The organism is Leptolyngbya sp. Cla-17 (assembly GCF_016807185.1).
Taxonomy (GTDB): domain Bacteria; phylum Cyanobacteriota; class Cyanobacteriia; order Leptolyngbyales; family Leptolyngbyaceae; genus ULC077BIN1.
This window is the reverse complement of sequence record NZ_JAEVYN010000001.1, coordinates 2,139,606-2,151,957: the sequence shown is the minus strand read 5'-3', so window position 1 is coordinate 2,151,957 and position 12,352 is coordinate 2,139,606. Positions and strand designations below refer to the sequence as shown.

At 47.2% G+C, this 12,352-nt stretch carries 11 protein-coding genes; 5 read left to right on the top strand and 6 right to left on the bottom strand.

Features of this window, described 5'->3' with window-relative positions:
* Positions 1-25: 25 nt before the first annotated feature.
* Positions 26-724, bottom strand: a complete 699-nt coding sequence (locus tag JOY44_RS09615; RefSeq protein ID WP_203031960.1) for a hypothetical protein — start codon at positions 722-724, stop codon at positions 26-28.
* Between the two features lie 253 nt (positions 725-977).
* Between JOY44_RS09615 and JOY44_RS09610 the strand changes: the two genes are divergently transcribed.
* Positions 978-1,721 (top strand): S1C family serine protease, encoded by a 744-nt coding sequence (locus JOY44_RS09610; protein ID WP_171573362.1) that lies wholly within the window; start codon positions 978-980, stop codon positions 1,719-1,721.
* 63 nt (positions 1,722-1,784) lie between these two features.
* Here JOY44_RS09610 and JOY44_RS09605 read toward each other — a convergent pair whose 3' ends face one another.
* The 4 genes from JOY44_RS09605 to JOY44_RS09590 all read right to left on the bottom strand — a co-directional run bounded on the left by JOY44_RS09605 (position 1,785) and on the right by JOY44_RS09590 (position 4,556).
* Positions 1,785-2,255 carry a DUF4079 domain-containing protein gene (locus tag JOY44_RS09605; RefSeq protein WP_171573361.1) on the bottom strand — a complete coding sequence of 157 codons (471 nt, stop codon included), beginning with the start codon at positions 2,253-2,255 and terminating at the stop codon, positions 1,785-1,787.
* A gap of 164 nt (positions 2,256-2,419) precedes the next feature.
* Positions 2,420-2,815 carry a RidA family protein gene (locus JOY44_RS09600; RefSeq protein ID WP_171573360.1) on the bottom strand — a complete coding sequence of 132 codons (396 nt, stop codon included), beginning with the start codon at positions 2,813-2,815 and terminating at the stop codon, positions 2,420-2,422.
* A 42-nt stretch (positions 2,816-2,857) separates the two neighbouring features.
* Positions 2,858-3,964 carry an acyltransferase family protein gene (locus JOY44_RS09595; protein ID WP_171573359.1) on the bottom strand — a complete coding sequence of 369 codons (1,107 nt, stop codon included), beginning with the start codon at positions 3,962-3,964 and terminating at the stop codon, positions 2,858-2,860.
* 157 nt (positions 3,965-4,121) lie between these two features.
* Positions 4,122-4,556: an NUDIX domain-containing protein gene (locus JOY44_RS09590; protein ID WP_171573358.1), complete on the bottom strand. Its 435-nt coding sequence runs from the start codon at positions 4,554-4,556 to the stop codon at positions 4,122-4,124.
* A 281-nt stretch (positions 4,557-4,837) separates the two neighbouring features.
* Between JOY44_RS09590 and malQ the strand changes: the two genes are divergently transcribed.
* The 4 genes from malQ (at position 4,838) to JOY44_RS09570 (ending at position 11,479) form a co-directional block, all read left to right on the top strand.
* The gene (gene malQ / locus JOY44_RS09585) at positions 4,838-6,376 is read left to right on the top strand and encodes a 4-alpha-glucanotransferase (RefSeq protein WP_171573357.1); all 1,539 of its coding nucleotides are present in this window, start codon (positions 4,838-4,840) and stop codon (positions 6,374-6,376) included.
* 135 nt (positions 6,377-6,511) lie between these two features.
* Positions 6,512-8,230, top strand: coding sequence for an iron uptake porin (locus JOY44_RS09580; RefSeq protein WP_171573356.1), 1,719 nt, complete (start codon positions 6,512-6,514; stop codon positions 8,228-8,230).
* A gap of 90 nt (positions 8,231-8,320) precedes the next feature.
* Positions 8,321-10,954 carry a heavy metal translocating P-type ATPase gene (locus JOY44_RS09575; RefSeq protein ID WP_242541734.1) on the top strand — a complete coding sequence of 878 codons (2,634 nt, stop codon included), beginning with the start codon at positions 8,321-8,323 and terminating at the stop codon, positions 10,952-10,954.
* Positions 10,955-11,044: 90 nt separating this feature from the next.
* Positions 11,045-11,479: an FHA domain-containing protein gene (locus JOY44_RS09570; RefSeq protein ID WP_171573817.1), complete on the top strand. Its 435-nt coding sequence runs from the start codon at positions 11,045-11,047 to the stop codon at positions 11,477-11,479.
* A 339-nt stretch (positions 11,480-11,818) separates the two neighbouring features.
* Here the strand turns inward: JOY44_RS09570 and JOY44_RS09565 are convergent, their stop codons facing one another.
* A complete protein-coding gene (locus tag JOY44_RS09565; RefSeq protein WP_171573354.1) occupies positions 11,819-12,016 on the bottom strand; it encodes an NblA/ycf18 family protein in 198 nt (65 codons plus the stop codon).
* Positions 12,017-12,352: the final 336 nt, after the last annotated feature.

Sequence of the window (12,352 nt, the reverse complement as noted above, 5' to 3'; positions counted from 1 at the left end):
ACTTTGAATAAAAGTCAATTGATCTCTATTTTTTAGGAGCAGCCTTCGTCTCAACGGGTGCTTTTGAGTCGCGAATTTTGTAGGTTCGGATCAGTTCTAAACTGGGGCAACAAGCTGGATCGCCGGGTCGAAACTGTTGGATTTTTGCCTCAATTGTGGCAGCAGGCTTAATTGCGATCTCTTTTACTCTCACTTGAGGTCCGACAAATTCCGAAGAAATATTCCTGAGGATACCCTTCTCATTGACCACTGTTACCAAGTAAGTCACATCGCCAGAATTGGGGATCGCAACTCTAAGAGACGCAGCCGCATCTTTTACGCCATCTTTATTTAGATCGCCATAAGCTACAACGTCATCTAAAGAAATGGTTCGTTGAGTGCTTTTATCTATATATTTACCGTTTACCAATTTGATAGGTCCTTTGGCTAGAAAGAAATATTCTGCATTTTTTAATTTTTCTACCGTCAAGGGCGGGTTTAATTGCGGTGATGGTTGAGATGGTTTGGGTGTCGTTGTTGTATCTGACTTTGAGACAGTAGGGCTAGAGTTTGTTCCAAGAGTTTGACTAATTTGGGGAGAAGCAGTCGAAGAAGCGCTGCTGGATGCGGCAGATTGCTCTTGAGTTTGGACACTATTACACCCTGCTAGGCTGATGCTAACTGCAAGCCCACTTGCAAGCAGCATAAAACTATCTTTAAGGTTCACGATCATTTCCTGGGTCACTGTTCTAAAGAAAATTGCCGACGTGGAATCTTGACGTTCTTTTTCTAATTTTTTAGAAACTAAGCAGGTCAATAGTAGCAGCAAGGTTTAATTGGATGCGCTTCGATGGAGAATACTTCACTAAATATCGATTGATTGGAACTGTCTTTGTAAGCTTATTCAAGCAGATGCTGCATTTCTTCTATCACTCGTTTGAGTGATCTCATCCAGCGGCAGCGATCGCTCAAGCATAAATTTTGATGGATTTTGAGGCATGAAACCTAACTATTTAATGATTAGCAGTGGATTGATATTGCTCGGTTTGGCATTGGCAACTCTCACTTTTCTAAAAATTTTGGCTCCAACAAATGCGGAAAAAGATCAAGCTAATCAAACTCAAGAAACTCAAGCTAAAAATGCTGAGAAAATAATTCCTCTAGAGGTTGAAAAAAGGCAGGAGAATTTCATCTATCAGAAAGTAAATAGCGCTGTCGTTACAGTATATGGCGCAAAAGAGTTGGGATCTGGAATGATTATGCGAACAGATGGACTAGTTTTGACCAATAAACATGTTATTGAAAACTCCATTTCTCCTGCGGTAAAAACGGCAACTGGAGAAGTCTATGAAGCGGAGATTGTTGATTTTGATTTGCGTTACGATTTGGCAATCATGCAGTTGAAAACAAAAGCCATACCAATAGTGTTGCCAACCATCACCCTGGAAAACACCTTGCAATTGCGACCGGGCGATCGCGTCTATGCGATCGGCAGTCCCGGTGGCAAGGCTGGAACGATGACAACTGGCACCTTTCTGCGCACCACTGAGCAAGGCAGTTTGCAGCTCAGTTCAGGTCTGCTTAGTCCAGGCAATTCTGGTGGACCCTTGCTGAATGCCAATGGTGAAGTCGTAGGGATTAATAAAGGCGTTTTGAAGGACAATAGCGGACTTGCCACTAGCGTGACTGCGATCAAGGAATTGCTATCTCGTTATGATGCCATTCGCGATCGCTCAAAATAATAGGGACACGAAATTTCGCGTCCCTATCACCACAGTTGTGATGCTGTGAGCCAACAGCAGAAGTTACATCCGACTAATGATGTTTTTAACGATACCAACGCCTGTTATCGCCTGCCATGTAAACAAACCCATTAGCACCAGGTTTAAAGAAATGTGAGTGTAGCGCGCCCAATCGCTGCCCTTTTGCATGAGTGGCGATAATGAAGCCGAGACAGCAATCATTCCAGTCATACCCAACCCTACAATCAAATGGGGATTTACAAATAGCTTGCCACTGTTGATATAGGTTGCGCCCATTGCGCTAATTGCCCCAACTACCATGAGCGCTAGCAATAAGGAACCCACCTGATAGTGCTTTAGGTTGAACTTTCCTTTGATCAATTCTTTTTTTTCGTCGCCTTGGGCTGAACGGGTTTTGCGAACTTTTATCCCTAAATAGAGCGCATAAACGGTTAATGCAAGCAATACCCACATTAAAACGGGGTGAATAAATTGGCTCCAAACTTTGATGGATTTAAGAATTTCAGGTGTCATAAGGACCGGAGTGGAGAAGGATCTTCATAAAAAGTAGCATAGGCGATCGCATCACCGCATTTAGAGCACCCTTAGTTTCTAACCAAGCTTCAACTGTTGCGATAGAGCACCCTTAATTTCTAACTAAGCTTCAACTGTTGCGATAGAGCACCCTTAATTTCTAATTAAGCTTCAACCACCGCAATGCAGTCAATCTCTACCAGTAGATCCTTGGGCAACCGAGCCACTTCCACGCAGGCGCGAGCGGGTGCATTCGCTTCACTAAAATAGTTGGCATAGACCGTATTCATGCGAACAAAATCATTCAGGTCTTTCAGAAATACCGTAGTTTTAACCACATCCTCTAAGGTTGCGCCAGCGGCGGTCAAAACCGCTTTGAGATTAGTAATCACCTGTTCCGTTTGCTGTGTGACATCGCCTGCGCCCACAACATCTCCTGTCTGTGGATCGAGGGCAATCTGCCCCGCCACACATATCATTCGACCAGAAGCCGCGATCGCTTGGTTATAAGGGCCTACCGGAGCCGGAGCTAAATTTGTACGGATTACTTCACGAGACATAGCAATTGCCTGAAAACACTATTGAAATGGACAAATACTGGACTAAACCAATGGATCCAGAATAGGCGTCTTCGGCTCAAATAGGCGTTTCAGCTTCAGAAACGGCTGTTCATAAAACCGGAAACTAATTTCACTGACGATGATTGTAAGCAATAGACAGAGTAAAAACAAAGTACCCGGAGAAACTGTGCCCATTGGCTTAAGAATAAAAGCGGAGAAGGTAAACACAGGCAGATGTAGTAGATATATGCCGTAGCTAATCACGCCAGTCCGTCGAACTGGATAAAAGTTGAATAGGCCGCTCAACCCATGCTTCTCCTGAATTACACAGCTTGCTAACAGCATGGTCATCAGCATTTGAATCAGCAGTCTAGGAAATCCGGCAAGATGAGCTGTTGGTAAATTGCAGGCCAAAAAGGTTAGGGCTAATAGCACAACAGGAGTCCAGGTAGGTTGTAACCAGCGTGCCATGGCTTGAAATCCTGACTCACGGTGTAGAACATGAGCCAGCAACACCCCAAAACAAATAGGTGTAAAGGTTGCTTGCAGAATTTCTGGGTCTTGGTAATTAAGTCCGATCGCCGCAAGCAGTTGGCTAAGCAGACCAAAGTTAATCAGTTGGCTGACAACAATGACGCTACCCAGCAAGGCAAATTTGATGGAAGTGTTTTTGACAAATTTTTCTATGGGAGGGTAGATGGCGTAGAACTGTTGCTCCGTGGATAGTGACCATGCGACCGCGAGCATACCCTCTGGTCTAATCCAATTCGAAGTGCAGGTTAAATAAAACGGAAGTTCACTAAAAAACTCATGTGCCATCTTTCCCTGGGGCACAAACAGCGGCAGCCCAATGGCGAAAAGAATCAGTACGCCGTAATAAAGCGGAAAGATTCGGAGCGTTCGCCGCACATAGAACTGGTTTAACGCTATGTCACCGTTTTTATCTCGCTCTCGCAACAGTAAGGTGGCGATCAGAAAACCACTCAACACAAAAAACATATCGACACCTAAGAATCCCCGTGCGAGTGCCGGAATTCCCTGCCATTTTCCTGGTGTATGGTGCCACATGACCGCCAGAATACTGATGCACCGCAACCCATCCAATGAGTGAAAAAACCGCTGTGACCGAAATTCCTCGTGTTTTGACATAATGGATACCATCTGAATACTTAACTTCTCAGTGAAGTTAGAGTGCCCAGGTCAAATGAAGCACTAGTGCTCTAGATCCAAAATTTAATAAAAAATACAGATTTAATCGCGATCGCCAGATTTGCCTTTGCCGTACCCCAATTTAGATCTCAAATTTTTAGGTGATGATTCTGGGTCTCATTCCATAGTTTCGATAGCGCAGATAGTCCTGCAAAATGCGATCGTGATCGAAACAAAGATTGCTTGGAATTTGCCACGGTTCAAATAATTCCAATTTTTTTGCATCGTCGCCAGCGTTGGGCTCTCCAAGCGCCGTCGCCAAAAATACCACGCTCAAGGTGTGCTGGCGCGGGTCTCGGTTTGGGTCAGAGTAGACATAAAACTGCTCCACCAGTTCCACCTGCAATCCTGTTTCTTCTTCGGCCTCTCGCCGCGCTGCTGTTTCAACCGACTCGCCGTAGTCCACAAATCCCCCCGGAAGTGCCCAACCTAACGGCGGATTAAGCCGCTCAATTAACACAATCGGACGATGGGGGCGATCGCTCAGTTCAATGATGATATCAACGGTAGGCGTAGGGTTGCGGTATGGCATGAAAGGAGATGTCGGATGTTAGTTTTGAGCATGATACGTCGAGTCGGTAAAATTTCCGCTAATCTCTATCTTGAGACTGCTTCCTGATAAATTGCTCTCCATCAGGATAGATGAAGCAATGTATCGTATGCGATAAGCGACCAATTTGTTCACCACAGGGTGAGCAAATTACATCCCAACCCTCTTCCCTAAAGAGAAGCGCATTTGGTCGTTTTCGATCTCTCAACAAAGAGAGCCAAGTAGAGCTGTCGCTTCCTATCATTCAACTACACAGGTTTATCATGTCATCACCCAGAGCCAGCGGCGTTTTACTCCATCCCACCTCTTTCCCCGGTCGCTATGGCGTGGGTGATCTCGGTTTGGAGGCTTATCAATTCATTGATTTTTTAGCCGCTAGTGGACAGCAATATTGGCAAGTATTACCTTTAGGACCCACTGGATACGGCAATTCTCCTTATATGTGCTACTCCGCTCTGGCGGGCAATCCTCTTTTGATTAGCCTGGAACTGCTGCAAGACAGTGGCTTTTTGGAAGATGGAGATTTGTGGCATGTGCCAGAGTTTTCGGGCGATCGCGTTGAGTTTGAAAAAGTTCTTGACTATAAAATGCCGCTGTTTCATAAGGCTTGCAATACTTTTAAGGAGAAAGCCTCAGAAGTCCAGCGCACCAAATTTGCCGGATTTTGTGAAAGCAAGGCTTACTGGCTGGATGACTATGCCATCTTTATGGCGCTGAAAGAAGCGCATGGAGGTGCCAGTTGGTATCAGTGGGAGCCAGAATTAGTCACGCGATCGCACGCAGCATTACAACAGTGGGGAGAGCAGCTTAATTCCGAAATCACCTTCCACAAATTTTTGCAGTACGCCTTCTTTTCCCAATGGTCGCAGCTTAAACAATATGCTAGCGATCGCGATATTCAAATCATTGGAGATATTCCCATCTATGTTGCCCATGATAGTGCCGATGTTTGGGCAAACCCAGAAAACTTCTGCCTCAACAAGGAAACCCACGAACTTGATCTGATGGCAGGGGTACCACCTGACTACTTTAGTTCCACTGGGCAACTGTGGGGCAACCCTATTTATAACTGGGAGCATCTCCAACAAACCAATTTTAAGTGGTGGATTCAGCGCTTTGAAGCCATGTTGGATTATGTTGACGTGATTCGGATTGATCACTTCCGGGGATTTGAGTCCTTTTGGGTGGTGGAACTAGACCCAGAGGTTAAGCCCGAAGACCGCACCGCTGAAAAAGGCGAATGGGTCAAAGCGCCCGGCAAAGAGTTTTTTGAAACTTTACGCGACAAGCTAGGCAAACTGCCGATCTTGGCAGAAGACTTGGGCCTGATGACCCCCGAAGTAGAAGACCTGCGAGATAGCTTTGACTTTCCTGGCATGAAGATTTTGCAATTTGCCTTCGGTTCAGATCCCAGCAATCCCTTTCTGCCGTTTAACTATCCGCGTAACTGTGTCGTCTACACGGGCACTCATGATAACGACACCACTGTTGGCTGGTATGAAAGCCGCGAACAGTGGGAGCACGATGCGATTCTTCGAGTTTTTGGGCAGATTAGCTCAGAAGGGATTCATTGGGATCTGATTCGGCTTGCTTTTAGCTCTGTGGGCAATCTAGCAATTATTCCATTGCAAGACTTTTTGGGGCTAGGCACTCCTGCTCGAATGAATTATCCCGGCAAGCCTTCTGGCAATTGGGAATGGCGATACTGGGGTGGCTCAATTACGCCCGAATTGGCAGAACGGATCAAAAGTCTGACTCAGACTTTTGGACGTATCGCTCAACCAAAAGGTACGCAAGAGTAGGGGGTATAAAATCTACCTTTATGAATTTTCAACCCCTTGTATGACAGAGATTGAACTGTTCCTTAGATCTGTTCCTCTCACTTTAAAAGATGCCTATCCTACTGACGTGAGTAGAGTGCCTTTAAGGAAAAATTCATGAAAAAAGCTTTTGTTGATAGCTTTGTTGGTAGCGCAGCAGGTTGTTTTGCAACTGCTGGAACAGCGATGACCTTGGGAATTATTGCAGGTGGATTTCTTGCTACAGGAGCGATCGCGGCAGATGTTCCAACAGCAGATGTGCCAACAATTGGCATGGAACAGGTTAACTCCGTTTCTCAGTTAACTGATGTTCAGCCCACTGACTGGGCCTTTCAGGCGCTGCAATCTTTAGTAGAACGGTATAGCTGTATTGTGGGCTATCCCGACAGAACCTATCGTGGTAACCGTGGCACAACCCGGTATGAGTTTGCAGCCGGATTAAACGCCTGTCTCGACAAAATTCAAAACTTGCTTGCCGCCGCAACGGCTGATTTTGTCAGCAAAGAAGATTTAGAAACCATTAAAAGACTGCAAGAGGAGTTTGCTACCGAGTTAAGCGCTTTACGCGGTCGTGTAGATGGGTTGGAAGTGCGGACAGCCACTTTAGAAAAACAGCAGTTTTCTGTGACCACTCGGCTTTCTGGAGAAGCAATTTTTTCTCGCAGCGATGCCATGGGTGGTGACAATGCGACTGGTTTTGGACGAGTGCCAATCGATGCGGGCAGGGGAGTTGGAGTTCAGCAAAATCGTGTACGGCTCAATTTTCTCACCAGTTTTAATGGGCAAGATCTGCTTACCACTCGCTTAGAAGCCGGAAACGCCATTCCCACTTTGGGATCAGGCGGAACCACGGGGGGCGCAAATTCTGCCTACTTGCTCTACTCCAACGAAGGACGGCTTGCCTACGACAACTCCAGCGTGGCGCTTTCCAACAATTCAGTCAATTTAAGTTTGCTGAGCTATCGCACGCCTGTTGGCAGTTTCGCAACGGTGACAGCGTTTGCCAGTGGAGGTTCCCATTTCCGATATGCAGAAACACTGAGTCCTTATTTAGATGATGAGGATGGCGGGAATGGTGCGCTGAGCCGCTTCGGTCAATTTAACCCAATCTACCGAATTGGTGGAAATGGAGCGGGTGCTGGAATTAAATTTAAGCTGGGTAATGCTTTTAAGATCGACGTGGGTTACTTGGCAAGCCGGGCAAATGATCCCAATCGGGAGGCTGGCTTATTTAACGGCAACTATTCGGCATTGGCGCAGGTATCGATTCAACCGGGCGATCGTATCGGACTGGGGCTAACCTACGTTCATGCCTACAATAATGCGGGTGACTTTCGCTATGGCGGTGCCGGAACAGCAACCGGAACTTTTTTAGGCAATCTGTTGCCCGGTTCTCAAGGAGCCTTCCCATCGCCTCCTAACCGCCCTACTGTCACTGATTCTTTTGGAGCCGCGGGCTATTTCAAACTCAGCGATCGCATTGTGCTGGGCGGTTGGGGCACCTATACCCGCGCTACTTTTTTGAGCGGTGGTGGCGGCAGCGGCGATATTTGGTCTTATGCCGGAGCGTTGCTATTTCCCGACTTAATCAAGCGTGGTAGTTTAGCGGGCATTATTGCTGGAGCTGAACCGAGTTTGAAGGGAGTAAAACTCGCCGGACAGCAGCGCACCGTGGTTGACCGCGATGATGCCTTCCATGTGGAAGCTTTTTATCGCTATCGACTGAACGACAATATCTCGATTACACCGGGGATTATGTGGCTGCCAGCCCTAAACCAGCGTGCCGACAATGATGATGTCTTCATTACCGTGGTGCGAACCACTTATTCTTTCTGATGACAGGATAGACATTTAATTACGGGTTAGCTCAGCACTTCTGCCAAATTTCATCTACGCTCAAGATAGGGTTTATGGAAGAAGATGAGCGTGTCCCAGTCTGTTTCTGACTCTTTAGAAGTTCTGCCAGCATCACGATTAGAGCCTTCGTCCGTTTCTACTGAAACGATTGCGATTGACGTGATGGGAATGATGTGTGCAGGTTGTGTGCGTTCGGTTGAGCAAACATTAACTCGCTGTTCGGGTGTTGTTGCCACTACGGTAAACCTGGCAACGGAAGTGGCAACAGTACAATATGTTCCGGAAACCATCACGCCAATCGCCCTGGCAAATACTTTAACAGAGGCAGGATTTCCCTCCCAGCCGCGCTTGCCTAAAGGCGATCGCAATCGCAGCGAAGCGATTCCCCACGAGTTTGATCTGCACCAACGGCGGCGGCAAGAAACGCAGCAACAGCTTCGGCGCTTGGCGATCGCGACGCTGCTATTATTTCTGTCGGCACTAGGACACTTAGAACAGCTTGCAGATATTACTCTGCCGGGATTCAGCAATATTTGGTTTCACTGTGGGCTGGCGACCCTTGCCCTGATGTTTCCTGGGCGCGCCATGGTGATGGATGGGTGGCGAGGCTTACGGCGGAACGCCCCCAACATGAACACCCTTGTCAGTTTAGGAACTCTCACAGCCTATTTCACTAGCTTGATTGCGCTGCTTTTTCCTCAGTTAGGCTGGGAATGCTTTTTTGATGAACCCGTGATGCTGGTGGGCTTCATTTTGCTGGGGCGAACGCTAGAGCAACAAGCCCGTAACCGTGCTGCGTCGGCGTTCCAATCCCTGCTGGCACTGCAACCCACGATCGCCCGCTTAATTCCTGCTCGGAACTTGGAAGTGGCGAGTGAAGAGCTAGGACTCAAGGTGCAGGAGTCAGTCTTACCGCTCGAAATTCCGGCTGAATCGGTGCGCGTGGGCGAATGGCTACAGGTTTTGCCTGGAGATAAAGTTCCGGTGGATGGGAACATTGTTGTAGGGCAAACCTTAGTGGATGAATCTATGGTGACGGGCGAACCAGTGCCCGTGATGAAACAAGTCGGCGATCTCATTATTGCTGGCACGCTCAATCAATCGGGCGCGATCGCTATTCAAGCGACCCGCACCGGCAGCGACACCACGCTTGCCCAAATCATTGAATTGGTAGAGACGGCTCAAACTCGCAAAGCCCCCATTCAAAAGCTTGCAGACACCGTTGCTGGTTATTTTACCTATGGCATTCTGGCGATCGCCACCTTCACCTTTCTATTTTGGTATTTCCTTGGCACTCACCTGTGGGCAGCCGAATTAGCTGGCATGGGACCTTCGATTTTAGGCGATGGGCATTCAGTATTAACCCATTTGTTTACGGTGCCGAGCCATATGCTTCATCACTCCAGCACCCCCTCGCCGCTGCTGCTTAGCCTCAAAATTGCGATCGCCGTTCTGGTAGTTGCCTGCCCTTGCGCTCTTGGACTGGCTACGCCAACCGCAATTCTGGTTGGTTCTGGGATTGGTGCTGAGCGTGGCTTACTGATTCGGGGCAGCGATATTCTGGAGCGTGCCCACGCCCTGGACACGATTGTTTTCGATAAAACTGGCACCCTCACCAGTGGCAAACCAACTGTCACCGATTGTCTGGTCATCGATCCAATTCAAAATCAAGACATCTTCTCAGGGTCTTCTCCTGACGCTTCACCATCGCCTTTTGCCACTTGCCCTATCTCTGATGAAGACGCTGAGCGATCGCCATCTACTTTTCCCTTCCAACTCCTCCAACTCGCTGCGACCGTCGAAAGCGGCACCCGCCATCCTTTAGCCCTGGCAATTCAGCAGCAGGCTCAGCAGCAGGCGATCTCTCTTTTGCCAGCCCAAGATTTTCTAACGGTGCCAGGATTTGGAGTGGCAGCAACGGTGCAATGTTCTGAAGAGTTGGCTCAGCCGCCGCAACGGGTGCTGATGGGAACGGCTGACTGGCTGATGCAAAACGAGATTGCGATCGCCGAAGCGGTTCAAGTTCACGCAAAAATGCTGGCTGTTGCAGGTAAAACCGTGGTGTATGTTGCCCTAGCGGGAACCGTCGTTGGCTTAATTGCCGTCGCAGATGTGCTGCGTCCTGACGCGATCGCAACAGTGGCTCAACTGCGGCAAATGGGATTAACCGTAAAAATGCTCACGGGTGATCACTCTGATACGGCAACCACCATTGCCCAAATGCTGAATATTTCATCGGCTGATACGTTGGCCAATATCCGACCCGACGGCAAGGCGGACGCGATCGCCCAACTTCAGGCACAGGGTTACACGGTCGCCATGGTTGGCGATGGCATTAACGATGCGCCAGCTTTAGCTCAGGCCAACGTGGGCATCGCTTTGCACTCTGGCACTGATGTTGCCACAGAAACCGCTGGTATCATTCTCATGCGCGATCGGCTGTTGGATGTCGTAGAAGCAATTCGCCTAAGTCGTGCTACGTTCAATAAAATTCGTCAAAATCTTTTTTGGGCATTTGCCTATAATCTGGTGGGGATTCCCCTCGCTGCTGGGCTTTTGTTACCTAGCTACGGCATTTTGCTCAGTCCAGCCGCTGCTGGTGCCATGATGGCATTTAGCTCGGTCAGTGTCGTCACCAATTCACTCTTGCTGTATTGGACTATTTCTCCTCAAAATGCTCAGCCCTCTCTGAACGTTGATTGATGAGGTTTTCCGATGGGCGATCGCGAATAAGATATTGTAAGATCATCAGCTATATCAGAATTTTTCTTTATTGTTTGTTTGCATCTCCACATGCCTACTGCTGCCTATCAAAGCCATATATTTATTATTCAAGACGATAAGGGTCGTGCAGAGATTACCCTAGATCGTGATCTTCATTCGATTGGCCGCGATCCTGACTGTGATATCCGTTTAGTCTCTCAATTTGTTTCCCGTCGCCACGCCACCCTAGTGCAATTGAGCAATGACGATGGCACCTATTGCTATCGTATTGTCGATGGAGTTCCGGCAGGCAGATCAAGCTCTAATGGTTTGTTGATCAATGGTAGTCGACTTCGCGCTCACACCTTAGAGCACGAAGATGAAATAGTATTTGGTCCTAAAGTGACTGCAACCTACCTTCTACTAAGCCGAGAAGAGATCATAACAGCAGCACCCGATGAGTATGACATTACGCTGATCGGACCTAATATGATGGGATATCCAGAAGCGAATGATGATAGATGACTGTGTTAAGGCAGATTGAATAAAGGTAAGCCGTCAACGCAGTTCGAACAGAATATTTACATGAAGGTTGAAACCTTCAGATTTGTGGCAATGTGAACATTTCTAAGAGTTCTGTGTCCCACTCTGCATCATAAAATCACAACTCGAATGCGTAACTAAAAAATAATGTTTGCTAGAAAAACTAATAACTATTCAATGAATACACTCTGCAGCATTTAGAAACCGCCTAAGAAGCACATGTAAGGTAAAAGTTAAATTTAGAGGTTGGCACCCACCTCCCCAGCTTTTTTCCTTCAGGAACAAAGCGAGAGACCGAGGTTGCCTACTCGTACAAGGAATTTATGGAAGCTGAGGGCTTGCCTCTAATCCCCACTGCTGTTTTAGGAAGTGTTTGTACATATTTTCACGAACAATCATTTGCTCGTATAGCTTGATTAAAAAATCCTGAGCCTGTTCACGGCTCATCCTTTCCACCTGGTTTTCGAAGGATCGAATGCTGAACTGTTGCTCCAAAGAAAGATCTACAGGTTGACTCATAATTACACTCCAGTATGAAAGAGTACATGTCATCAAGCCGCAACTGGCTGAGGATGAGCGTTGGCTTAATCAAGCAGCAGCAAATCTATTTAGGGTTCCAAATTCAATTTGTACTGATGTGATTATTACAGAAGATAACAAATGTTTGACAAAATGCACACACCCCTTGAGAGGTATTTTTACGGCTTTCTCCTATATCTAGAGATAAAAAGGTTGAAAACCTAGCTTGGTAAGCCTTTTGGCAAGAGTAAAATGGCTTAATTCGTACTTTCCCCTTTATCACTGAATGATTGGAAAGAGTTTAGGGCTTTCAAGCTATCAATTATGTGAATTAGC